At 33.1% G+C, this 24,281-nt stretch carries 28 protein-coding genes, 1 tRNA gene and 1 pseudogene; 16 read left to right on the forward strand and 14 right to left on the reverse strand.

Going from position 1 to position 24,281, the window contains the following annotated elements; translation table 11 throughout:
- Window positions 1-613: 613 nt before the first annotated feature.
- The 4 genes from JSQ73_RS04580 to der form a co-directional block, all read right to left on the reverse strand.
- On the reverse strand, window positions 614-1,087 hold the full coding sequence (locus tag JSQ73_RS04580; RefSeq protein WP_214249826.1) for a disulfide bond formation protein B: 474 nt from the start codon (window positions 1,085-1,087) through the stop codon (window positions 614-616).
- 79 nt (window positions 1,088-1,166) lie between these two features.
- Window positions 1,167-1,745, reverse strand: coding sequence for a hypothetical protein (locus JSQ73_RS04585; protein WP_234301671.1), 579 nt, complete (start codon window positions 1,743-1,745; stop codon window positions 1,167-1,169).
- 41 nt (window positions 1,746-1,786) lie between these two features.
- Complete coding sequence (locus tag JSQ73_RS04590; RefSeq protein ID WP_234301672.1) at window positions 1,787-2,212, reverse strand: hypothetical protein; 426 nt, start codon at window positions 2,210-2,212, stop codon at window positions 1,787-1,789.
- 133 nt (window positions 2,213-2,345) lie between these two features.
- Window positions 2,346-3,671 (reverse strand): ribosome biogenesis GTPase Der, encoded by a 1,326-nt coding sequence (gene der / locus JSQ73_RS04595; protein WP_214249828.1) that lies wholly within the window; start codon window positions 3,669-3,671, stop codon window positions 2,346-2,348.
- 128 nt (window positions 3,672-3,799) lie between these two features.
- Here der and JSQ73_RS04600 point away from each other — a divergent pair, with 128 nt between their 5' ends.
- The 8 genes from JSQ73_RS04600 to JSQ73_RS04635 all read left to right on the forward strand — a co-directional run bounded on the left by JSQ73_RS04600 (window position 3,800) and on the right by JSQ73_RS04635 (window position 10,000).
- Window positions 3,800-4,774, forward strand: a complete 975-nt coding sequence (locus JSQ73_RS04600; protein WP_234301673.1) for a hypothetical protein — start codon at window positions 3,800-3,802, stop codon at window positions 4,772-4,774.
- A gap of 199 nt (window positions 4,775-4,973) precedes the next feature.
- Entirely contained in the window at window positions 4,974-6,491 is a 1,518-nt protein-coding gene (locus JSQ73_RS04605; RefSeq protein WP_214249829.1) for an acyl-CoA carboxylase subunit beta, read from the forward strand.
- 739 nt (window positions 6,492-7,230) lie between these two features.
- Window positions 7,231-7,560, forward strand: coding sequence for a hypothetical protein (locus JSQ73_RS04610; RefSeq protein WP_214249830.1), 330 nt, complete (start codon window positions 7,231-7,233; stop codon window positions 7,558-7,560).
- Window positions 7,547-8,377, forward strand: coding sequence for a M61 family metallopeptidase (locus JSQ73_RS04615; RefSeq protein WP_234301674.1), 831 nt, complete (start codon window positions 7,547-7,549; stop codon window positions 8,375-8,377). The genes JSQ73_RS04610 and JSQ73_RS04615 overlap by 14 nt, the downstream gene beginning before the upstream one ends.
- A gap of 65 nt (window positions 8,378-8,442) precedes the next feature.
- Window positions 8,443-8,706: a hypothetical protein gene (locus JSQ73_RS04620; protein ID WP_214249831.1), complete on the forward strand. Its 264-nt coding sequence runs from the start codon at window positions 8,443-8,445 to the stop codon at window positions 8,704-8,706.
- Between the two features lie 112 nt (window positions 8,707-8,818).
- Window positions 8,819-8,980, forward strand: coding sequence for a hypothetical protein (locus tag JSQ73_RS04625; RefSeq protein ID WP_214249832.1), 162 nt, complete (start codon window positions 8,819-8,821; stop codon window positions 8,978-8,980).
- Between the two features lie 27 nt (window positions 8,981-9,007).
- Window positions 9,008-9,541, forward strand: a complete 534-nt coding sequence (locus tag JSQ73_RS04630) for a radical SAM protein (RefSeq protein WP_214249833.1) — start codon at window positions 9,008-9,010, stop codon at window positions 9,539-9,541.
- A 123-nt stretch (window positions 9,542-9,664) separates the two neighbouring features.
- Window positions 9,665-10,000: a hypothetical protein gene (locus tag JSQ73_RS04635; RefSeq protein WP_234301676.1), complete on the forward strand. Its 336-nt coding sequence runs from the start codon at window positions 9,665-9,667 to the stop codon at window positions 9,998-10,000.
- 89 nt (window positions 10,001-10,089) lie between these two features.
- On the opposite strand, the gene JSQ73_RS04640 is transcribed toward JSQ73_RS04635, so the two are convergent.
- Window positions 10,090-10,162: transfer RNA gene (locus tag JSQ73_RS04640), tRNA-Thr, on the reverse strand.
- A 128-nt stretch (window positions 10,163-10,290) separates the two neighbouring features.
- On the opposite strand from JSQ73_RS04640, the gene mutM reads away from it, so the two are divergent.
- On the forward strand, window positions 10,291-11,106 hold the full coding sequence (mutM, locus tag JSQ73_RS04645) for a bifunctional DNA-formamidopyrimidine glycosylase/DNA-(apurinic or apyrimidinic site) lyase (protein WP_214249834.1): 816 nt from the start codon (window positions 10,291-10,293) through the stop codon (window positions 11,104-11,106).
- Between the two features lie 15 nt (window positions 11,107-11,121).
- Window positions 11,122-11,715 (forward strand): pyridoxamine 5'-phosphate oxidase, encoded by a 594-nt coding sequence (gene pdxH / locus JSQ73_RS04650; RefSeq protein WP_214249835.1) that lies wholly within the window; start codon window positions 11,122-11,124, stop codon window positions 11,713-11,715.
- A gap of 113 nt (window positions 11,716-11,828) precedes the next feature.
- Here pdxH and JSQ73_RS04655 read toward each other — a convergent pair whose 3' ends face one another.
- The 4 genes from JSQ73_RS04655 to trmD all read right to left on the reverse strand — a co-directional run bounded on the left by JSQ73_RS04655 (window position 11,829) and on the right by trmD (window position 15,199).
- On the reverse strand, window positions 11,829-12,626 hold the full coding sequence (locus JSQ73_RS04655) for a phosphoribosylformylglycinamidine synthase subunit PurQ (RefSeq protein ID WP_214249836.1): 798 nt from the start codon (window positions 12,624-12,626) through the stop codon (window positions 11,829-11,831).
- Window positions 12,623-13,873 (reverse strand): phosphate ABC transporter permease PstA, encoded by a 1,251-nt coding sequence (pstA, locus tag JSQ73_RS04660; protein WP_214249837.1) that lies wholly within the window; start codon window positions 13,871-13,873, stop codon window positions 12,623-12,625. Before pstA ends, JSQ73_RS04655 begins: the two co-directional genes overlap by 4 nt.
- 253 nt (window positions 13,874-14,126) lie before the next feature.
- Entirely contained in the window at window positions 14,127-14,504 is a 378-nt protein-coding gene (gene rplS / locus JSQ73_RS04665) for a 50S ribosomal protein L19 (protein WP_214249838.1), read from the reverse strand.
- The gene (trmD, locus tag JSQ73_RS04670) at window positions 14,501-15,199 is read right to left on the reverse strand and encodes a tRNA (guanosine(37)-N1)-methyltransferase TrmD (RefSeq protein WP_214249839.1); all 699 of its coding nucleotides are present in this window, start codon (window positions 15,197-15,199) and stop codon (window positions 14,501-14,503) included. The genes rplS and trmD overlap by 4 nt, the downstream gene beginning before the upstream one ends.
- Before the next feature lie 74 nt (window positions 15,200-15,273).
- On the opposite strand from trmD, the gene purC reads away from it, so the two are divergent.
- On the forward strand, window positions 15,274-15,996 hold the full coding sequence (purC, locus tag JSQ73_RS04675) for a phosphoribosylaminoimidazolesuccinocarboxamide synthase (RefSeq protein ID WP_214249840.1): 723 nt from the start codon (window positions 15,274-15,276) through the stop codon (window positions 15,994-15,996).
- On the opposite strand, the gene purM is transcribed toward purC, so the two are convergent.
- A complete protein-coding gene (gene purM, locus JSQ73_RS04680; protein ID WP_214249841.1) occupies window positions 15,993-17,030 on the reverse strand; it encodes a phosphoribosylformylglycinamidine cyclo-ligase in 1,038 nt (345 codons plus the stop codon). The two genes, purC and purM, sit on opposite strands and share 4 nt — an antisense overlap.
- A 136-nt stretch (window positions 17,031-17,166) precedes the next feature.
- On the opposite strand from purM, the gene JSQ73_RS04685 reads away from it, so the two are divergent.
- Entirely contained in the window at window positions 17,167-17,442 is a 276-nt protein-coding gene (locus JSQ73_RS04685; protein WP_012481935.1) for a hypothetical protein, read from the forward strand.
- Entirely contained in the window at window positions 17,427-17,792 is a 366-nt protein-coding gene (locus JSQ73_RS04690) for a histidine phosphotransferase family protein (protein WP_125855783.1), read from the forward strand. The genes JSQ73_RS04685 and JSQ73_RS04690 overlap by 16 nt, the downstream gene beginning before the upstream one ends.
- A 93-nt stretch (window positions 17,793-17,885) precedes the next feature.
- On the opposite strand, the pseudogene JSQ73_RS04695 reads toward JSQ73_RS04690, so the two are convergent.
- Window positions 17,886-18,038, reverse strand: a pseudogene (locus tag JSQ73_RS04695) (IS5/IS1182 family transposase); the annotation flags it as partial.
- Window positions 18,039-18,628: 590 nt separating this feature from the next.
- Here JSQ73_RS04695 and virB9 point away from each other — a divergent pair.
- Window positions 18,629-19,414, forward strand: a complete 786-nt coding sequence (gene virB9 / locus JSQ73_RS04700; RefSeq protein ID WP_007302273.1) for a P-type conjugative transfer protein VirB9 — start codon at window positions 18,629-18,631, stop codon at window positions 19,412-19,414.
- Between the two features lie 7 nt (window positions 19,415-19,421).
- On the opposite strand, the gene JSQ73_RS04705 is transcribed toward virB9, so the two are convergent.
- Window positions 19,422-20,015: a ribonuclease HII gene (locus JSQ73_RS04705; RefSeq protein ID WP_214249935.1), complete on the reverse strand. Its 594-nt coding sequence runs from the start codon at window positions 20,013-20,015 to the stop codon at window positions 19,422-19,424.
- 5 nt (window positions 20,016-20,020) lie between these two features.
- Entirely contained in the window at window positions 20,021-21,001 is a 981-nt protein-coding gene (mraY, locus tag JSQ73_RS04710; protein WP_214249936.1) for a phospho-N-acetylmuramoyl-pentapeptide-transferase, read from the reverse strand.
- Between the two features lie 157 nt (window positions 21,002-21,158).
- Here mraY and JSQ73_RS04715 point away from each other — a divergent pair, with 157 nt between their 5' ends.
- The gene (locus JSQ73_RS04715) at window positions 21,159-22,145 is read left to right on the forward strand and encodes a hypothetical protein (protein WP_214249937.1); all 987 of its coding nucleotides are present in this window, start codon (window positions 21,159-21,161) and stop codon (window positions 22,143-22,145) included.
- A 68-nt stretch (window positions 22,146-22,213) separates the two neighbouring features.
- A complete protein-coding gene (locus JSQ73_RS04720; protein WP_214249938.1) occupies window positions 22,214-22,777 on the forward strand; it encodes a DNA-3-methyladenine glycosylase in 564 nt (187 codons plus the stop codon).
- 290 nt (window positions 22,778-23,067) lie between these two features.
- Here the strand turns inward: JSQ73_RS04720 and JSQ73_RS04725 are convergent, their stop codons facing one another.
- On the reverse strand, window positions 23,068-24,087 hold the full coding sequence (locus JSQ73_RS04725) for an Mrp/NBP35 family ATP-binding protein (protein ID WP_214249939.1): 1,020 nt from the start codon (window positions 24,085-24,087) through the stop codon (window positions 23,068-23,070).
- Window positions 24,088-24,281 lie beyond the last annotated feature (194 nt).

The raw sequence follows: 24,281 nt of genomic DNA on the forward strand, positions 1-24,281 counted from the left end.
ACTTTTCTTACCATATCAATAAGAGTATTTATCCTTGTTTTTAATCTCCACAGATTTAACAACAAAATTCAGTAAAAAAACTAAGATATTTATTGGCAAATTACATAAAAATTATAGCAGCTTTTTAAATTTTTTCTATTCGGCCAAAACACGCTTGAAATGAGCGTTAGCACATTATCAATTTACATTATTAAAACTCGCTATATAGGGATTCTTTTGCCTTTTTTTACTTAGTAAATTTATTAATATTTATAGCTAAAGCTTCAGGCCAGCACTTGATGCTGGAATCCAGAAACCTTTACTACAAATAAGCATATTGAGCACAAAATTATGCTAAAACACAACGTTTTTGGTGAGATTATGGACAAACTTAGTCCCAGTATCTGGGCACTAGGATGACAAGAAATAAGCTGCTTGAATAACAACAAAAGGTTATTTGGATGATAGCTGCACTTCCAGTTTCAGCTACTCGGATGACAAGAAAGAGGGCACTGGCATGCTGAACCATAATGTTCGTACAGCTGTGCAAGAATCAGTGGGTATGACTTACCAAATTTTTAAATTACGGACAGCAGCAAGTAACGCACAAGCACAGCGTCTATACCAGTTACTGTTATACCTTATTTTTTTCTCTACAATACATTTTACCTGATAAGAACAGAGCTACTATAAGGTAAATTAAGTTCCATGTTGCTAACGAGACACCAAAAATATAATGAGGTCTGTCACAAGATGGAGAGTAGTTAGGGTTTAATAGATTATTTCTTAGCTCTTCTATGCTAACGTTACCACTTGCTTGCTCTGTACAGCCTAAAACATCATGAAATAAGTGGAGTTCAAGACCTACATGATAAAAAGATATTATTGCACCAATGAGATAGCTGCAAAACATCGCATAGATTAGGATTTTGTTGTCTTTGAACATGTACGCAACTGCAAGTAGCCCTGTAACATAGTAAACTACTCGCTCGTATATACATAACTTACACGGTATCATATTGAAAAAATACTCTAGCACATATGCAAAAATTAAAGCGACAGCGCTTGATAAGAGAAAAATTATAGAACTGTTATTTACATCTGACATAGTTAATGAATTACTACAATATCTGTGAAGAGTCAACTCTTGTTTGATAACGTTTCATGTAACGATAGAACACTAAGTACTATGTTACTACTTTTACACCTCTATACATATGCTCGCCGTTGTATATTGGTTCAATAATCAGCCTTTTCATATCAGTTGCAACTCTAGTATCACTATCTATTTTTGCAATTTCTTCTTTAGTATACAATTCATCCTTGTTTTTCGTCCAGCTATTGTCATATTGAATATCAACTTCTCCTCCATTGGTTTTAAACCCAAATGTTTCTTGCATAAGCAATCTTGCTTCTTCCAAACGTCTATTGTAACGTTTGTTAAAATCTTGATAGCTAGATATAAGAAGAACGTCATTAGAAAGAGTGAAATATACTATCTCTTCCATAATTTTGTAAATCTCATGTTCTGATAACTTAAACAAAGGATAATCTTTTTGAAACTTATTCTTTACTTCATTGTAAATTTCCATAATTTTTACTCTACCAGCATCGCTTAGAGCAATGATAGCATTTTCAATACTTGCTATACCGTCATAGTCATAACCTTTTCTGTCATTTTCAGCAACCAAAAAGCCATGCACAGCCTGAATCTCACCAAGTTTTTTGTCCTCCTTAAGTAAAATATCAAAATCAAAATAGATCATAGGAGACTTCAGTGCTAACAACATAAATATACGCATACTGTCTATCTCAACACCAAAATTTTACTTTCTGGAATAGAATATAGATCTTTGAAATATTGAGATACAATGTATAAAGGACATTTAGATAGTTTTGTTTTCTTATTGGGTTGTAAGTGAAAGCTGAATTCATACTCTCCTAAATCCAGCTCATTAAAATCTATAAGTTCTATATTTTTGTTTGGGTTAAATTTTCTGTTTGATATTTTATTCTCCAACTCTTTACGTTGCTCAGGAGTAAAACCAGATCCATTTATTACTAATTTCACTACACGTGTATTTTCTCTTTTTGCCCATTCGCTCAATCTCTCCAAATATTTTTCTGGGATCGGATATCCATATCTTTTTGGAAGCCACTGAAATACTAAAGGTGTATCAAACGTGAAAGTATGTGGAGATCCAGGCCTTAAATCTTGTCCTTTATAATTCATAGCAAAAGTACTAAACAAGTTAATACTTTACTATACAATATTAATTTATTAACTACTTATTTAGGTAATATTATTTACTTATCAATGATACTACCTAAGATGAAAAACTATATTTTTAATAAAAAAAGATTATCTACTTTACATAGGGATTTTTGTTCTTTTTCAAAAGTAATCTGACTGGTACGCCTTCAACAAAGAAGTTTTTTCTAAGACCATTAGTCAAATAACGTTTATAACTCTCATCAACACTTTCCGGGACGTTGCATACCAAAGAAAAAGCTGGAGGTTTGGTGCCAATTTGAGCAATATACTTCATTTTAATTGCTCTACCTTTTATAAGTGGGTGAGAATGTTTTTCCACAGCATCTATTAGCCAATTATTCAGTTTTGCAGTGCTGATCTTCTTGTTTAAGGATTCACTCACTTCAAGACACTTATCTATCACATCACCACAGCGCATACCTTTCAATGCAGAAATTGTTACAGTTGGCACTTCCAAAAATAACCGAGTCACTTCCTGTTGTTTGACAAATTTTATTAACTTACTTCTGTCATCCTTACCTATTAAATCCCACTTATTTAAAACAATGATAATTCCCTTTCCCCCTTTAATTGCAGCTTCAGCAATTGATAAATCCTGCTGCTCAACGCCAAGCAAGGAATCTAGAATTAAAATCACTACATGAGAGCGCTTTATTGACTCTATACTTTTTTCAACAAATCTTGATTCTAAGTTATCAACAACATTTGCCTTTCTGCGGATTCCCGCAGTATCGATGAGAGTGATTAATTTCCCATTATGGTCGTATGAAATATCCACAGAGTCACGCGTGGTACCAGGTTTTGAGCTTACTATTAGTCTATTTTCTGCAAGTAAATTGTTTAAAAAAGTTGATTTTCCAACGTTTGGGCGACCGATGATTGCAATCCTCAGTCTAATGGACTCACTTTCAGGCAGTTCAGTTTTTTTGTTAAAATCTTCAATAACACCAGCTAATACATCATAAAGATCAATCATACCAAGATTATGTTCGGCTGAGATGTACACCGGACCTATGAAGTTGAAGAACTGCAAATAATCAACATTTTCCGATTTATGACTTTCGCATTTGTTTGCTATTAGTATTACAGGTTTGTTCGTTTTTCTCTTCAGCCACTTTGCAAACTCTTTGTTCTGCTCGTTTTGCACTTTTGCATCAACAAGAAAAAAAATTACATCTGCGCTTAATAAAGAAAACTCTATTTGTTCAATAACTTGTAGTGAAAAACTGGTTTGGTCATTCCATCCTCCTGTATCTATAACTTTAAACTCTAAATCACTAATTCTTCCAATTCCTTCACGCCTATCTCTCGTTACTCCTGGAATGTCACTAACCACCGCTGCTTTTCTTCTTACTAGCCTATTAAATAGAGTTGACTTGCCTGCATTTGGAAGGCCTATTATGACTATTTTCAGCATAGTTTAAGAGCGTATTTTATACATAGTAAATTATAATCAAAATTTTTTAGTTTAACTATTGACTTGATAGATTATATACTTATCCTAAAGTCAGTATGTTTTATACTAAATTTACATAGGAGGTAGTTATGCTAATACCAGAAAAAATATCAAGTACAAATAAAGGGTCTTTGGAAGAGATAGGTTATCCAGAAGAAATAAGTGCTTTTATTGACGAACATGAGCGAAAAAATATTTTAGATATATCGCGAAAGTTTCATAATGCTCATAACATATATAATGATGCAGAAGACTTGCCTATTGATCAGGCTGTGACAGGGATTGCAAATAGATTTCTAGAATCTATAAGAGATGCAAAAAAGAAAAAGGTTATACTGAGTGTTCCATTTGATCCCCAAAGAGGATCAGCAATACTAGATAGCTTGATATGTAGACTTAACCATCTCATACACAAGGATGACAATATTAAGGGGAATGACAAAGATAAATTAAAGCCTATTTGGGAAGAAGTGTGTGATCTCGTTTCAAAAGGTAATTATGTAAGTGAGAGAGTGTTAGAATTATTGCCAGAAGATGTAATTGAAAGATGTGAAGATTACTTATCAAACCTAGAGAAAATTGCAAGTGAAAGTATTGATAATGGTGAAATAAACAAAGTTGCAGTAAAAAGAGACAATCAATGCTATTTTGTAAAGTATCCAGCAGGGTGTACTGTCATTCCTACAAAGTTGCTGAACCATCCAGAACTTCAAGATTTAGACGGAGCGCTAAAAATCGGAGATGGTATAATTCGAATAAAAGATGGAAAATATCATGATATAAAAGGCAGCGTAATAATGACCTTTACCTTTTACGATGAAACAGTTGAAATGGTTTTATCCTCAAAAGATGCTTCAAGATTTGGTAAGATGATGGTATATATGAGCGACAAAAATTGTGAAATCTTCTCAAAGTATCTTAAAGAGCTAGAAGAAAAACCTCGTATAAATGAGATTGTTGAAGCTGCCAAAAGCTTTGTGCAAACAAAAAGCAATACGCCTTCTTCTACTCTAGACAATACTAATCTATCTCAACGTTCTAAGGAAGTTCTAACAGTAAGCTGATAGATAAAGCATGTACACTGTTAAACAGTGTACATGCTTAGTGTTAAAAATGTTCAAATTCTAGACTATAAATCTGTTTGTGACAGTTGAAGTGAATGCGTGCAGTTTCATCAATTTCGTTAGACCTCAAGAAGGTGTTTATGTCAAAAATAGACACTTCAAAAAAGTAATGTATACTTAACTTATTGAAAAATTTGATATGCAGGATTTTAAAATACTAGAAACTAAAACATTAGAAGCCGAAAAAGGAGGAGGTCCTGATAGAGTTAACAAGCAACATGAAAAAGGAAAGCTAACCGCTAGAGAAAGGCTGAGTATATTGCTCGATGAAAATTCATTTCAAGAGTATGATAAGTTTGTGAAGCATCACGCAACTGATTTTGGCATGCAAAATGCTGATTTTTTAGGTGATGGAGTTGTAATTGGCCATGGTACTATTTATGGCAGAAAAGTTTTTGTTTATTCTCAGGATTTCACTGTCTTTGGTGGATCACTTGGTGCATCACATGCAAAAAAAATATGCAAAATTATGGATATGGCAATTAATGCCAGGATTCCAATTATCGGACTAAACGATTCTGGTGGAGCCAGAATCCAAGAAGGAGTAAATTCCCTTGCTGGTTACGGAGAAATTTTTCAAAGGAATGTAAATGCATCAGGCATTATACCACAAATCTCTCTAATCATGGGCCCATGTGCTGGCGGTGCAGTTTACTCTCCAGCGCTAACCGATTTTATTTTCATGGTAAAAAATAGCTCATACATGTTTATAACCGGACCAGATGTAGTAAAAAAGGTTACATACGAAAACGTAAGCCACGAAGATCTCGGTGGAGCAAAAATTCATACGAGCAAAACAGGAGTAGCAGATTTTGCATTCAATAATGAAGTTGAAATGCTACTAGAAATGCGAAAATTCTTCACCTTTTTGCCAGCAAATAATCAAGAGTTGCCAAAAATTGTACCAATCTGCGACTTAATTGATGATGTTGATGAATCTTTGAACACTCTAGTTCCTAGTAATCCTAATACTCCTTATGATATGTATGAACTCATTGAAAAGGTGTGTGATGAAAGGAAATTTTTTGAACTAAAACCCGATTTTGCTCGTAACATCATAATTGGCTTTGGCAGAATTGGAGGAAATACTATTGGTGTTGTTGCAAATCAACCTATGCACCTTGCAGGATGCTTGGATATTGACTCTTCAAGAAAAGCTGCGAGGTTTGTAAGATTTTGTGACGCATTTAACATTCCCATCATCACACTTATTGATATTCCAGGGTTTTTACCTGGCACGAATCAAGAATACAATAATATAATACAACACGGAGCGAAACTGCTTTACGCTTACGCTGAAGCGACCGTGCCGAAAATTAGCCTTATCACTAGAAAAGCGTATGGTGGTGCATATATTGTTATGAACTCAAAGCATTTAAAAGGTGATATAAATTACGCTTGGCCAACCGCTGAGATAGCTGTAATGGGCCCTGAAAGTGCAGTTGAAATTATATTTAGGCATGAAAAAGACCAGCAAACGTTAATCAAAGAATATAAAGAGAAATTTGCTAATCCATTTTTTGCTGCATCACATGGATACATTGATGACATTATAGTGCCAAGTAAAACAAGGCATCACTTTCACAAAGCATTAGAGCTACTTAAAAACAAGAAAGTAGAAAGAATATGGAAGAAGCATGATAATCTTCCTTTGTAACTTTCCTCTCAGTCTTTATTGTAAGGTCTACAGTGCCGTTACACCAAGACTAGCGCTTGGATTACCAATAACGCTAACTTTTGGGTTCTTTTTTCTACAATGTATTCTTACTTTAGCTAAAAATTACTTCCACATATTTTAAATCTGATTATAACTACAATTAGAGATACTTTTAGAGCTCAAAAATTTATCTTTGTCTGCAGACTTTTTTTATTAAACTCATACAAAAATGTAGCGTATCTTCTTCAGTGTACACACACATACTTAATTTTTGTCGTATGTGCACTGCATTTTTTTCTAATCTTTTTTTCATAGGGGGATTTTATGTTCAGTATTCTAATACTTGACCTTTACTTTAGCTAATAAAAACCAACTGGTACCTGCGGTTTTTATAGCCTCAAAACTTCAATCAAAATTCAACTATCATTCAAAGAAACTTATAGTTATTCTTAGTGTTATTACTTTAGTAACAGCGCTATGATGATAAGAATATACAATCCTTTGTAACTTTCTTCTCAGTCTTTATTATAAGGTGTTCAATAATATGGGAAGAGTAAAGTTTTAAAGAGATAATTAAAATTATCCTTATCACCTACTTAGCAATAAATTATATTTGCTTAATCGTAATTACTTACACATTCTTCAATGTCCTGTTTTATTTATGGCAAACATTAAGCTTTAAAATGTACACAGTCTATTAAATTATATTATTTGTTTTTTCCTTATATACATTCAGTATATGCATTCTGCTATTGCTTTAGATAACTCTTCATCACATTTAAAAAACTTACCTGATTTTTTACCTTTTAGAAAACCTTTTGATAATATAGAAAAAATTATTAGAACTGACAATTTTAGAAGTTTTGATCTTGATAAAAGAAATAAGCTTTATACCAATGCTGATAATAGTATCAGTCTTGTAAATATTATTAATAAAATTATCTTAGCTCAAGATAACTTATTCATACTAGAAAGTAAGCCGTATAATATAGTACTTGTTGATAATCCCAATCTTAGTAGAACTACAGTTGATGCAGGAAAGGACTATGTAATTATTGAGGGAAGCTAAAAAAAATATCAAAGATTATACTAGAGTGATATCACATGAATTAATTCACAGATATATAGGACATATAATAGAACAAGACAACGATAAGAAAAATGAAATAAAATATAAGTGGTTTTTTGAAGGATTTACGGAATTTTATGGATTGAAAACCTTACTTGACACGAAACTTATTGATAAAGATGAGTACTTAAAAATAATTAATATTACTTTAAAAGAGTATTTTAATTCTTTAATACCTAATATTGATTTCGAAAAAATAAATCAAAAGCATTTACTTGATCAAAACATAAGCATGTTGAGCTATAACAGAGGTTTTATTCTTGCAATGATAATTGATGAGAAATTAAATGAGGTTAGTAATGGAAGGTATAACTTATTAACTATTGTAAATAGTATAATAAGTGAAATAACTTCAAAGCAAGTTAATTTTAATGTTGACTTATTTGCAAATCATTTAAAATATTACTTACCAGAGTCTTTTATAAAAGACATCATAGCCTCTATAAGAGATTCTAGCATACTTCTCAGTTTATTACCTAGTAGATTACTCAATAAAAATTTAACTTTCCAAGATACTGATAAGTATAGTGATATATGCTTTAACTTAACCAAAAGTCTAGAGCTACAAAAAATACGTGGGGTTAAATTAGGTAGTGATTGCCATAATATGGGACTCAAGAATGGTCAAGAACTAAAGTGTTATAGTATTGACTTTAATAGTGGTAATATTAAGTTAAAAGTCCTTGAAAACAAGATACCGAAAGTTATATATTTGAAAGCCAACAAAATAACGAGTAGCACTCCAATATATAAATAGCTCAAATAAATGCTTGACAAAAGCTATAGTAAACCTAGACTTTGCTATTTTAAAGCAAAATAATTATGGTAAACAATAAAGAAAAACAAGTGGATTTATTATTAGAGCGTCTTAGCGTTAATATTGGTCAAGTTAGTAGTAGTATTATACTTAAAAGAATAGAGAAACTTTCAGGTAATTTTTATGGTAGAAATAATCACAGTGCTCATGACAGCCATTGTCAGTTTGATAGAGATGGTGGAGGGCATGGTAATATATGCTGGGCAGATAAGATTACAGAAAACCTGACTGACAATTATCACGAAAAGGATAAAGAAATTTCTATATAACTTTTACGATAAAAATAACTACTTTGAACATATTGTCAATTTGATAGGTATAAAGTGAGCGTCCAATATATGTTAAGTTGCTGCGATAAAAAGAGCTTGATTAGAGGTAATTATGAAACCAAAAAAAGCTGGTATTATACTTAAAACTATAGAAAGGTGTAATATTAATTGCACCTACTGTTATTACTTTAATAAAGCTGACCAATCGTGGCGCAATCGAAAGCCTCATATATCGATGGAAATGATTGATAAGTTCAATGATCTTATTTCTTAAGGAATAAAAGATCTGAGTATTACAGATTTGCTTGTTGAGTTTCATGGAGGAGAGCCACTGCTCCAGAAGAAACGTTATTTTGTTCAAATGTGTCAAAAAATTCAAACCACAGCACAACGGTCAAATTTAAATAGTATTAAATTTGCTCTACAAACAAATGGAATGTTAATTTATACTGAGTGGATAAAAATTTTTAAAGAATATGATGTTGGAATAGGTATTAGTTTAGATGGCACAAAGAATCTGAATGATATTTATAGATTAGACAAAAAAGGAAATAGTACTTATGAGAAGGTAGTTAGTAAAATCAGGCTGTGTCAAGAAAGTGAGTATAAATTTGGGTTATTATCTGTTGTTAATCCTGAGGCAAATGGCGCTGATGTTTATAATCATTTTGCTAAAGAACTAAATTTGAGACATTTTGATTTTTTGTTACCAGATGCTAACTATGGCTCTCTTCCCACTTATCCACCTGAAAAATATGGTAAATTTATGATTAAGGTGTTTGATGAGTGGATAAAAGAAAATTCAGATAGTCCAAAGGTGTTCATTCGATATTGAATTAATGCATTAGAGCTATTTTATGGTAATTATTCAAGAGTTGAAGGATTTGGCAAAAGAAGTCCTTTTGTATTACCGTTAATATGTGTTTCCAATAATGGTGATCTCGGTCCACTAGATGATTTGAGAACATGTGTCCCTCATAAGTTTGTTGAATATAACATAAGCAATACTAGTTGGGCTAAGTTCTTATCAGATAAATTTTTTAATAACTTTTTGAGTGATATGGAAAACAGGCCTGACGATTGTAAGCAGTGTTGTTATGAAAATATTTGTGGTGGGGGAAGTTATGGTAACAGGTTTAACCCTGCCAACGTAAATTTTAATAATCCTTCAGTATATTGTGAGGGATTGAAGATCTTTTGGCAAAGGATTATACAATTTCTTTTAATGTATGGATTTTCTAAAGAAAAATTACGACAGGTATTATTGAATAGTAATACTGAAAAAGCAGCTTAGTGGTAATGTATAAAAGGTATTTACTAGACGTTTTTCTATAATCTAATTAGAATCTAGAGGGTTGACTTTATGAATATCGTCCTCTAAACTGCCGTTACCAAGATTCGAACTTGGGACCTCGTCATTACCAATGACGTACTCTACCACCTGAGCTACAACGGCAAGTTCACGTATTATGATAATGAATAACATGAAAAAAAATAAGGAAAAAGAAGAAGAGAGAAAAAGATTGGCAAAAGCTTTAAAGCAAAATATTCTAAAAAGAAAAAAACAGCAACAGAGTAGACAAGATGCCAGAACTCCCAGAAGTGGAAGTAATCTCTAACTTCTTATTTGATAAAATCAAAAATAAGAAAATAAGCAATGTGACAGTCAATAATTGTAATTTGCGTATACCAATAACGAAGAATATTGATGATTTGCTAAAGGGCAAAGTTATAAATGATATCAAGCGTAGAGGTAAATATATAATCTCGAATATAGATTTTAGTATGGCTGTAATCATACACCTTGGCATGAGCGGAAAGCTTATATATGCTGAAGACAATCAAGCACAGAACAAACATGATCATGTGATATTCTTATTTTCTGACAATACTTCACTAATCTTTAATGACCCAAGAAGGTTTGGATTAGTGATTGTTTTAAACAGAGAGCAAGAACTAAATTTTTTTAATAACCTAGGAATAGAACCCCTAACAGATGAATTTGACGGACATTATTTACAGAAGTTGCTAAAGAACAGAAAAGCAAATATCAAATCAGTATTAATGAATAATAAGCTAATAGTTGGCGTAGGTAACATATATGCTTCTGAGAGCTTATTTAGAGCTCGCATATCACCACTTAGGCTAGCACAAGATTTAACATATATAGAGTGCGAAAAACTTGTTATCGAAATAAAAAATACTCTGAGTGATGCAATTGCTGCTGGTGGTTCAACACTGAAAGATTATGCACAACCATCTGGATCTGCTGGATACTTTCAAAATAACTTTTACGTATATGGTAAAGTGCAAAAACCTTGCAGAATCTGCAACAGTATCATAACACTTATACGACAAAATGGTCGTAGCACTTATTTTTGCAATGCATGTCAGAATTAAATTTTATTTTTGCATATGACACTCTTACCTGAAAAAGATCCTTTTGATTTGTTCTCAAAGTGGTATCAAGAAGTACTTAATTTTCCGTGTAAAGAGTCAACTGCAATGACGCTAGCAACGTGTAGCAAAGACTGCATTCCATCTGCAAGAGTGATATTACTAAAGGAATATAGTAAAGAAGGTTTTTTGTTCTTTACTAACGTAAACAGTAGAAAAGGAAAAGAATTGACTGAGAACCCCAAAGCTGCACTCGTATTTCATTGGACAGAATTTTCTAGACAAGTACGAATTGAAGGAGAAGTTAGGCTTCTAAGCGGCAAAAAGGCTGACGAATATTTCTCTTCTCGAGTACGTGATAGTCAAATTAGCGCGTGGTGCTCAAAACAATCAAGAGTTCTGAAAAATTGGCAAGATTTTGAGCAGGCTATAGAATTGAAAGAGAAAGAATTTCACAATACACAAGTTTCTCGTCCTGACTTTTGGGTGGGATTTTGCGTAATCCCAAAGGTAATTGAATTTTGGCAAGAAGGTGAATATAGGAGACACACTAGATTTAGATATACTCTTGTTGAGAAAAGCAATTGGAAAGTGGAACAATTATATCCCTAACGTTAGAGAAAGCTACTCTGCAGATCAAAGATAAGGATTTATTGTCATAACAGGACCTGATCAAGTAACTTTTTATGGCTTAAAAACTTGTTATATGTAACGTATTGTAATACTTACGCAAAATATTTTAGTGCATTCTCAAATATGAGCATTCCATCACCATATTTTGGCATAGCCACTCCTGAACGTTTACATTTTTCTTTTTCAAGAGGCCAGTTGTCCTGCTGAGTAAAAAATATTCCTCTCTCTGGGTGAGGCATTAAAGCTAAAACTCTACCACTTTTGTCTGACAAAGCTGCCAGGTCGTATATAGATCCGTTTGGATTATAAGGAAATTGTAAATTTGCATAGTCACCATTTTCATCAACGTAACGCAGTGCAACGGAATTATTTTCAATCAATTGATTTAAAATATCTTGATCCATAAAAAACCTACCTTCTCCATGAGCAACAGGAAGATATAGCTCACTCAGGCCCCGTAGCCAAACAGAACTACTCTGCGGATTAACTCTCACTCTAATCCAACGACATTGGTAATTACCTATATCATTAGAGGTTAAAGCTAGATTAGAGAATTCTGGAACTAATTTTACTAATATCTGGCAACCATTACATATCCCTATAATAAGCTTATCCTGAGATAAGAAATTTTGAAATTTGTCTAACAAATTGTTTTTTATACGCAAAGCAAATGCATTACCAGCACCAGTATCATCACCATAGGAAAAACCTCCTGGAATTGCAAGTATATTGCTTAATTTCAGTTCACTTGGATTATCTATAATATCATTAATGTGAACGATTTTTACTTCAATATTATTAATACCAAGCTTTCTGCTGCATTCCATAAATGCAAATGCAGTTTCTTTTTCGCAATTTAAGCCATAACCAGATAGGATTGTAATTTTCATGAATCAAAAAACTCGAACTTTCTTTTTACAAAATTTGCTATTAAATTCAAAGCAAATAGCATTAACAATAAAGCTATGATTGCAATGGCAGCAAGCTCAATAAATGCAATTTCAGGACTACTTGACCATATGTATATTTGTACAGGTAAAGCAGTTGCCGGATCGAAGAAGGATGTAGGTGTATCAGCAATAAATGCTACCATGCCTATCATAAGTAAAGGGGAAGATTCGCCTAAAATCCTTGCAATTGCAAGCACTGCACCATGTATTATCCGTGGCAACGCAATCGGTAAAGAGTGATCCAATATCACCTTGATGTGAGGTGCACCTAGCGCAAACGCTGCATCTTTTATTGCAATAGGAACGTTTGTAAAGGCATTTTTTGTTGCAATAATAATATTAGGCAGCATCATAAATGAAAGAGTCATCCCGCCAACAAGCGGTGAAGAACGGGGTAAACCAAATATGCCCAAGTAGAGAGTCAGTCCTACCACACCAAATATTATCGAAGGCACTGCAGCAAGGTTATTCATGCTAATTTCTACAATACTGGTTATTAGCCTATTTCTAGGTATAAATTCATAAAGACAGATACCTGACATAATTCCTATTGGCAATGCCAACGCTAAGCATACTATAATTGTCATTAATGAACCGATAAATGCCCCTAAAATCCCTGCATTCTCAGGCTCACGAGAATCAGACTTAAGAAAAAGAGACTTATTAAAAAATTTTCTTACTCTTCCCTTCTCTTTCACCCAATCAAGTAATTTAGCATAATAATCGTTCAAACATTTATTTTTATATAGTGAATTGATCACACTCGATGCGGTAAACCAAATCTCATATTCACCACTATTTTTTACTCTCTTAAGAAAAAACCTCTCTAGCTCCTTGTAAGAGTTACGACTTAGAATTTCGTCACTGTCTTTAAAGTCAATTCCTTCAAACACTTTATGTAAAGAGTTATTGAGTAGGCTAATGGACTTATATCGTAAATCACCATGATTATTAGTTAAAATAAGATCAGCACTTATTTCAACTGGCAATAAAATTTTCGTTACTGTTAAAGCACTATAAGAGTTAACTAATATACTTAGTAATATACATATAGGACATCCAATTGAGATAATCAGTGCTGCAAAAGAGCAAAAGCATAAAATGTTGTTCTTTTTATTTTTTCTTTTTACACGAGCATGTACGCGCCTTGACTGAAGTAATTTAAGGAATTTTTTCTTTATACTCATTTACTTTTCTTTATATGAGGATTTGAAAAAACTTTCCCCTTTTTCCAGTGATTGACACTTAGATCTAGCAGGCTTTGCCTGCAAATAATTTTTATATTTTCCATGAAAGCACAAACCAAAAGGAGAATTTGGATCCCAGTGTCAAACATTGGGATGACACCACAGCGGGAGGCAAAGTACAGTTGTGCGTCACACATTGGGATAATAAGAGAGGGTTTTGAGATGATACAATTGACATCACTCCCTATTGTATCTACTTAGATTTTTTTTTAACATAAGTAGTACGTTCTTTGATCCTTGCAGCTTTCCCAAATAGCTTGCACAGATAATATAATTTTGCTCTACGGACCTTTCCTTTTCTCATCACTTGTACTGAAATTAATGCAGGAGAGTAAACAAAAAATTGTGATACTATACTTTCTCCATGACTTACCTTTCTAACTGAAAAAGAAGAGTGTAGTCCACGATTTCTTTTTGATATACATACGCCCTCAAATATCTGTATACGCTCACCCATACTATCAACTACCTTAAAAGTGACCTTCAAATCATCGCCAGGACAAAAAGCTGGCATCTCTTTGGCTAATCTTTGTATTTGTTGTTCGTTAAATTTTTCAAGCAAATTTGTCATTTATCATCTCCATTCAACAATTCAGGTCGACGTTCCTTTGTTCTAACATATGACTGTTCCCTTCTCCAATCACTTATTTTTCTGTGATTGCCAGACAACAGAACCTCAGGAACTTTATACCTACTCCACTTTTCAGGCCTAGTATATTGAGGATATTCAAGCATACCTCCACTATAACTAAAACTTTCTTCAGCAACGCTATCGAAATTATTTACTACACCTGGAAGAAGCCTAATACATGCATCAAGAACCACCATTGCAGCTGGCTCACCTCCCGAAAGTATATAATCTCCAATACTTAACTCATAAGGAGTATACACATCAATTACTCTTTGGTCAACACCTTCAAATCGACCACACAATATTGTTACATGAGGAATTTTTGTTAGCTCCTTTGCAATGCTCTGATTAAATTTTGTACCAGATGGAGTCATATAAATAAATCTAGTATTTTTATGAGCAGAAAGCACATTATCAACTGCATTACCAATCACATCTGGGCGCATAACCATCCCTGCTCCACCTCCATATGGAACATCATCTATAGTTGAATGTTTATCTTTAGCAAAAGAACGAATATTGACTATTTCAAGATTCCATATTTTTTTTTCCAACGCTCTTCCAGCAAGAGAATAGTTCAAAAATCCGGGGAACATTTCTGGAAATATGGTTAATATTGTAACATTAAACGCCATTAAGGTTTATTTTAAGTTATTTGGGGCTATACTCTAAGAACAGTAAATTGATACGATACATAGTTAAATTAAATATGTCACTGAATAAAACGATATACGAAGGTAAAGCCAAAGTCATTATTGAAACTGAAGACTCATCAACTGTTATACAGTACTTTAAAGATGATGTTACAGCGTTCAACAAGGAAAAATATGAAATTATTGAGGGCAAAGGAATAATTAATAATCATGTTAGTGCTTTTATCATGGAAAAGCTTGAAGAAGCAGGAATTAGCACGCACTTTATAAACACTCTAAACGAAAGAGAACAGCTAGTCAAAAAACTCAAGATAATACCTCTTGAGATAGTGGTTAGAAACATTGCAGCTGGCAGCTTTTGCAAACGTTTTAATATCAAAGAAGGTGAGACACTTACATCTCCTATAATCGAGTTTTTTTACAAAAATGATGACCTAGCCGACCCAATGGTGAATGAAAATCACATACTATATTTTGGTTGGTTATCCAATAAAGAAATGGAAGAAGTTAAAACTACAACTTTAAAGATCAACAAAATCTTAGTCGACCTATTTTCAAATGCAAATATATATTTAGCTGATCTCAAGTTAGAATTTGGCAAATTGATAAATAACAGCATTAAAATCATTTTAGCCGATGAAATCAGCCCTGATAATTGTAGGCTATGGGATAAAAATACTCATAAAAAGCTAGACAAAGATGTTTTCCGTTTAAATCTAGGAAACTTAAAGGAAGCATACTCAGAAGTTGCAAAAAGACTGTCAGTAAAGTTAGACTAACTAAATACTACTCTATCAAGTGGAGGGTGACATGCCTCATCAAGTTTTCCAATAATCTCAATTTTTTCTCCACGCTTTTGGAAATGGCTTTCCACATCCTTCATATTATCGGGATCTACAATCAGTACTATACCTATGCCGCAATTAAATGTTTTTAATATTTCTCTCTTTTCTATTTTGCCTTCTTCTTTCAGCCATAAAAATATATCTGGCCATTTCCAAGAATTAATATTTATGTCTACAAATAAATTTCCTGAGAGAATTCTTGGAATATTGTCTATTAACCCGCCACCTGTTATATGCGCAATGCCTTTTACTTTTGGCATAATAGGCAACAAAGAATCAACATATATCTTTGTTGGCTTAAGTAATATTTCACCCCAAGATTTATTATTCCATGGAGATATATCATTATAATTTATACCTAAGCTTTTAAAAATATGGCGCACCAAAGAAAATCCATTTGAGTGAATTCCATTTGATTCTAAACCAACTACACAGTCACCTGCTTTCATTATACTACAATTTGGAAGAATTTGCTTTCGATCAACAACACCAACCACAAACCCTACAAGGTCATAGTGATTGTTACCATACATTCCAGGCATTTCTGCAGTTTCTCCACCAACTAATGCTATTTTAGATTCCTTGCACCCTTCTGCAATGCCCTGGATTACAGACAATAAAACGTTTTTGTTTAAAACGCCTGTTGCAAAGTAATCAAGGAAAAATAAAGGTGTTGCTCCTTGTGCAAGTAAATCATTTACACACATTGCAACTAAGTCTATACCTATAGTATCATGCTTATTCACCTCTTGAGCTATTAATAGTTTTGTGCCCACTCCATCAGTTGAGGAAACAAGTACTGGATGGTCGTATTTCTTACTCAGCGAAGAAAAGTCAAACAATGCGGAAAATGATCCTACTTCACTAATTACTTCTTCTCCTTTAGTCTTTTCAATAATAGGTTTAACTTTTTTTATTAATTCATTATATAGTTTAAGGTCTATTCCAGATTCGGTATAAGTATTCATAACGCCTTCATAAATCTTATAATTATTAATACTACATTAATGCTTTGACACAAAAAGCGCAACGAAATTTTCTCTTAAATTGACTACTACGTGCTACCAATATAGGATTAACTTAAATCATTTATACTTTTATCCAATGAATAAAAACATAATGTTAATAACAGAATGCCTATCAGGACGAATTCTTCATGATTTTGCTAGTTCTATGCAAGGAATAGTGGGTGGATTGGAAGAGCTTGAAGAAAACAACCCTAATATGCAAAACGAAGCATTGTCATTGCTTAAAGAAAGCTCCGATGATTTAATATATAAATATAAAGTTATGAAGCAAGCGTATTCTCATTCATCAGATAATTGCAGCTTTGTTAAGACTAAATCCAATATAGAAAATTACTTATTAAAAAAAAAGTAAAGCTTCAGTGGAGAGTAAGTGAATGTCCTACAGAAAACTTAATTGAAAAAATAAATAAGATAATTTCCAATATGGTGATAACTATAATCAGTGCAGTGGCACAAATTGAATTAGTGTCTATTTTACTGACTAAAACAGAAGATAAAACACTACTCACTATAAAAGTAGTAAATGAACATAAATCAATAAGTACATTATTAGTGAGCAAATTAACAAAAAAAAATGATATTCGTTTGGATACAAAAGACATTATTATCTATATGACTTCTTTACTGTTAGAACAGTATAACACTAAAATCAATTGCACTTGTGAAAGTAATTCACTGAATATAGGCTTAACTATAACTTGAGATGGCTTCATATTTCATAAAAAGGAATCGATACTATAAATTTGAATCTTGGATAAGGAAAGGAAAAATTTTGTGAAGTAACTCAGAACCTATTCACAATCTTTTCAGAAGCAAAGCAGCGAAAGCAAGAACGACCATTTGCAGGCTAGTGTTGAGTTTCCGCTCGCAATTTTTCCAAAGTCGCCTACATTTTTGCAACCAGGCAAAAGAAGATCTCTCAACAACCCATCTTTTTGGCGTCCTCTTCCTGCAAGACTTCAGATCTGCTACAATAATCTCAAACTTTCCTCGACTTATATCACTTGGATATAAACTTCCCATATCCTACTTTATCCTCTCATTCTATCCCTTTTTTGAGATCATGTACAGGTTCTTAGACATAAAATCTGTAGTTAATTTGCAAGAAGTGTTAAATAAACCATACGCGTCAAGTTAAGGAAATATCGTGAAATATAGCAACATTTGAGATGGGTATTTTATTTGTTACATTTATTTTTTTAGGGAGTTCTTATCTAGAAGAAGATAATTTTTTCAGAAGAATCTATAAATTAATAACTTTATTACTTAGTATATAAAATAGTTTTTTTTCGTTTCCTTTCTTCCTTATACCACTTTTCCTTAACTTGACGCGTATGGTTTATTTAACACTCCCTAATTTACCTCACAACTCATTTTAACATATATGAAAATAATGTTTAAAGAATTTTTTCCTGCTTTTTCCTGCAGTAATGAATTATTATGAAGCTTGCATTTTCTGTCGCTTACTACTGGGATAGCTTGATAGTTGCAGTACATGTCTATCAATGATAAAATAAAGATCAGTTTATTTTGATACTATGATTAGGGTACTCTTTGTTGCACTATTATTTTTTTGTGGTGGTTATGCACTTGCAAAACAGGAACCAAGACCAATAGCTGGTGATAATCACATAAAGGTAATGAATTATAATCCACAGGCTATACATAAGTACACGGGCTTTTATGGTTATCAATCCAGCATATTGTTTGAGCCAGGGGAGGTAATAGAGAGTCTTTCAATGGGTGATGCAACCGGTTGGCAACTCCTTCCTCAAGGTAATAGATTATTTATTAAGCCTATAGATGATATTGCCGATACTAATGCAACTATAATTACCAATAAAAGAGTTTATTATTTCGAGTTTCATGCTGAAGAAGCAAACGGGCTAGATGATCCAAGGTTAGCATATGAAGTAAGGTTTCTTTATCCACTGTTCAACAGTGATGAAATTTATTCAACGAGTAATGGTGATATTCTAGAGCAAGCTAGTCATACCACTATCCCTGATATAAGTGATATTGAGGTTATAAAGAAAGGCTTGAATTTTAACTATTCCATCTCGCACGTTAAAGGCAGTCAATCAATAATACCAATTAAGGTTTTTGATGACGGAAAATTTACATATCTACAATTTAATAAAATAAACTCTGATTTCCCGGCAGTTTTTATGGTTGATTCTGCAGGATATGAGTCCTTGATAAATTTTCGTACAGTTGATGACTACCTGATAATTGAAAGAGTAAGCTCGGTATTTACCTTAAGAAACGGATCAAGTACAGTCTGCCTGTTTAATGAAAACATACCTTTCAAAAAAGGTAAGTGATTAAAGGCTATATTATTCTTATAGGTGCAAAATTCTTTCTATGGTGCTTCGTAATTCCATGAAGGCCAATAGCGCTGAGGTGTTCTTTTGTTCCATATCCTTTATTTTTATACCAATTATATTGAGGATGTTTATTATGCAATTCTTCCATAAGTCGATCTCTTGTAACTTTTGCAACGATTGAAGCGGCTGCAATTGATATACTTAAACTATCACCATTCACTATAGACTTTGTTTGCCATTTCACTTCAAGTGATTGGTTACCATCAACTAACACATAATCTAGTTCTAAATCTAAATTTACCAGCGCACGTTTCATTGAAAGCTTTGTTGCTTGCAAGATATTGTATGAGTCTATCTCCTCTACACTTGCCATTCCTATACCAAATTTTGCAACAGACGTTATTTTTTCGTATAGAACTTGCCTACACTTAGGGATTAGCTTTTTTGAGTCGTTTATTCCATCAATAACCGTATCTCTATCAGTAAATATTACAGCTGCAGATATCACTGGACCGGCAAGTGGACCTCTTCCAACTTCATCTACTCCTGCTATAATTCCTGATAATGTATTTTCTAATGTGAAATTTGGATATTTCATAGTTCCTATAATAAGAAAGTTAAAGCAAAAATCGAACAAACGATAGAAATTATCCAAAATTTTATAACTATTGTATTTTCTGACCACCCTTTATTTTCAAAGTGATGATGTATTGGTGTCATAAGGAAAATTCTTCTTCCTGCTCCATATCTAAATTTTGTATATTTAAAATATGATACCTGAATAATCACAGATAAAGTCTCTATTACAAAGATTATTCCAATAACGGCAAAAAGCATTTCTTTTTTAATTAGAACACTAGTGAGTCCTAAAGCTGCACCAATTGATAGGCTTCCAACATCACCCATAAATATTTTTGCTGGATGTGTGTTAAACCACAAGAAACTTAAAATAGCTCCTATAAATGCAATGCAGAATAAAGTAATGTTTACACCTGTCTGAGTGATGTATGCAACTAGTCCCAAAAAAGCAAAGGAAGTAATGGCTTGAGTTGCAGCAAGGCCATCCAAACCATCTGTGAGATTCACAGCATTGGCAGAGCCAACAATAACAAATGCAGCAAACGGAAGATATAGATAGCCAAGGTCGATTGCTACTTCTCTAAATAGAGAAATTTTTGTAAAACCTTCAGCAGATTGTAGCTTAAGTATAAACATACAGACCAGAGTAACGACAAACTGAATAAGTATTTTGGTTTTTGCACTTAAACCTCGGTGGTGATTTGTCTTCAATTTTAAATAGTCATCAATAAATCCAAGTAGAGCAAAAAATAGAGTTATAAATACCAGCAATGAAATTTCTGGTGTTAATTGAGTCCAAAGCAGGATTGGTAATAAAGCAGAAGTTAGTATTATTATTCCACCCATAGGTGGTATATTCTTTTTTGTTATTAAATGACTTTCTGGTCCATATGATCTGATTGGTTGTCCATCTTCACTTATCTTCTTTAGAAGTTTTATAAAATAGGGAAAGAGAATAAACCCAAAAATAAATGAGATAAAAAACGTCTTTGTAGCTGAGATCACCTTCCTATTCAAAATTAACTAGATATTATACCAAAAGCTTTACCTAATCTCAATTTATACCTTTTTATCAGCTCATTTTATTTGGAGTAAATTTAGTTATTGATTAGTTATAGCAAAGTTTGCATACTGATATTTAGTTAATGGTAAGAGATGGCATATGTTAGATTATATTAAAAAGCTTTTGTGGGCTACTACAGTACCTGATAATGAGAGTAGAGTTAAAAATTCTTACACGCATATAGTAGAGAAACCTTCTTTTGGTGATGCAGCTTCAAAGTTGAGTAAGGAAGAAAGGTCAGAAGAGCATCTTGTTCTTCTAAAAGGTAAAAGCAATAGCTCTGGTACAACTGTAACAGAAGGATCGTCTAGTATTCAGAATGCAGTATCAGGCAAGAACAAGCGTGGATATATCAAATTAGACAGTGATGAAGAATGGGATGAATTCTTTGAGTTACAGAATGATCCAGACACTAATACTACGAACAAAGAGCCTTTTTCTCCGAAGAAAGGAGAATCTCACTATCGTGGCAAAGAGATCATAGGTAAAATTGCTGACCAAATTAAAGCAGAGATATCTGAAGGTATGAAAAATCATACTATAGGGTCCATAATGATAAAAGAAGGCAAAAGGGAAGAGAATATTGTTTATCCTACCGTGAGAGTTGTGCTACATGCCAATAAAAAAGGAGTAGATATAGCTAAACTTCTAGGCGGTAATATATGTAAAGAGTATGGTGTAAGAACAATTACATTTTGTCATCCTAATCAAGAAAAAAAGAGGGGGGCATCTTGCTATATTAATAATGATAGTGATAATGAGGAAAGAGTTTATGAAATAATTAGTGGGTTATATGAAATGACTTTAAAGTGGTATGTTGATGGAAGAGAATGCAAAGTTAAAGTTAACATTGATGGTAAGAATGGTGTAACTCTTCTTGAAGGCAACGGTGTTACTGCAGAGCAGTTGCGTGCAAATAAAGAAGTCAAAATAGGTAAGAGACGTGAGCCAAAATCTTTATATGAAGCGTTAGTACCGCAATTGCAACAAAAGAGCTCTGAATCAGTCAAGGTTTTACAGCAGCCTTCAACAGGTGTAACAAATGTGACAACAACACCAACTTCTACTTCTCAGAGATGCTCTTGACTAAATAAATAAGAAAAAGCAAAAATAGTATAACTTGCTTACAAATGTAAGTAACTTGTACTTCTATGATGAATAACATAATATTACCAAGAAATTTCTATGAACGGCCAACTTTAACCGTAGCTGGGGAGCTGCTAGGGAAGATTCTGAAATTTTCTAATTTTAGTGGAATAATAACTGAAGTTGAAGCGTATATAGGAATGGATGACCAAGCTTGTCATGCAGCAAGAGGCTATACTAATCGAACCTCAGTAATGTTTGGTACGCCAGGGTTTTCGTACGTATATTTTATATATGGAATGTACTATTGTCTAAATATTGTAACAGAAGCAGAAGGATTCCCAGCAGCAGTGTTAATACGAGGATTAAAGCTCACTGAACCGCTTGAAGCAAATTTAGGCGGGCCAGGCATACTGTGCAAAAAATTAAACATTACAAAAGAACATAATAAACAAGACCTTACTATAAGTCATGAATTTTGTCTCTATGAATATCACCTCAAACCAGATTATGTGTGCACTCCAAGAATCGGAATTAGTAAAGGCAAGAAGAAATTTTGGCGATTTAAAAGTTGCGTTTTAGCAGAAATGCCTAAAATCACACTCAACAATAAATATAGATCTCCTGTATAAACTAGATAAAAAGGCAAATAGCCTTTTATTTTTACCAACAATAGACTTCTTGGATAACCTAAGGATATTTTTTGATCTTCTATGGGGGAGTTGAACATTCCCTTTTTATAAAACTTTTGCATACTCCTATTGAACTTTAATAGCTCTTTATCCTCCTGAAATCTGGATGTTTTATCAAGTTATCCAAGAAGTCTATTGTCTGTTCAGATACGAGGTAGCTGCTGCCATTTGAAATATTTTATTCACCTAAAATTACATTCTACCTTTTTTAAAAGTAGTTTAAAAAAACTTTATAGACTGCATACAAAAGACCTAACATCTTTAGCAATGCCTTCATAAATCCTTACTAAATCCTCACTTAGTATTGAAGGATTTCCACAATCAGAAGCACTACATATTTGCGGATCTAGAGGAACTCTGCTCAAGAGTTTGATTCCCAGCTCTTCAGACATTTTTTTTGCACCACCTTTTCCAAATATGTGTATTTTTGAATTATCTTGAACAAAATAGCTCATATTTTCCACAATGCCGATAATTGGCACGCTGAGCTTTGTGAACATATCATAAATTTTTCGTGCATCGACTAAAGCAAGCTCCTGTGGAGTTGAAACTATTATTGCTCCAGTTAAACTAAAATTCTCCATCAGACTTAAATGTACATCGCCAGTGCCAGGTGGTGTATCAATGATTAAATATTCTATATCAGACCACCTTGTTCCTATTAGCAAATTGTAAAGTGCTTTTGTGATCATAGGTCCACGCCATATTGCTGCGCGGTCCTTATCAATAAAATAGCCAATTGAAATAGTATAGAGACCATGTTTCTCTATAGGCATTGCTTTACCACTTTGTATTTCTGGTTTTAATTTCTCAGTGCTCAACATTTTAGGAATCGAAGGACCATATATATCTGCATCAACTAGCGCAACTTTATGTTTTAATTCTGCTAACGAAAGAGCTAGATTTAGTGCAACTGTCGACTTACCCACACCTCCCTTACCAGAAGCAACGACAATTATATTTTTCACTCCTTCGATATGAAGTTTAGCTTTTTGTTGCCTAGCTTGTTTTTGACCAGTAGCAATTACAGTAACCTTTCCTACTCCCGGTATCGTCTTAACAGCTTGCTCACAATTTTTTCTTAATTCTTCATTTGGCTCAGTAACTTCAAGAGCAAAAGCAACATCTTTACCTTTAATAACAATTGAGGATACTACACCAACATTCTTACCACTTTTCTTCTCTATAACCTTTTTTAGGCTCTCTCTTACGGTTTCCTCATTAACCTGTGTAAATTTTTTCCAGAACATATGATGAAATTTTTTCTATTGGTGTATACTAACATAGAATAATTAAACTGCACTAACTTTAAAACGAGGTTACAAGAATATGCTAAATCATCAAAATTTAACACGAAAACAAAAAGATTTGTATTTTCAGCTAAAAAGATCCATATGGAATGGAAGGAGCATCAGCGATATCTTGGAAGCAGTTTCAGGAAATG

This window comes from Wolbachia endosymbiont of Anopheles demeilloni, from assembly GCF_018491735.2.
Taxonomy (GTDB): Bacteria; Pseudomonadota; Alphaproteobacteria; order Rickettsiales; family Anaplasmataceae; genus Wolbachia.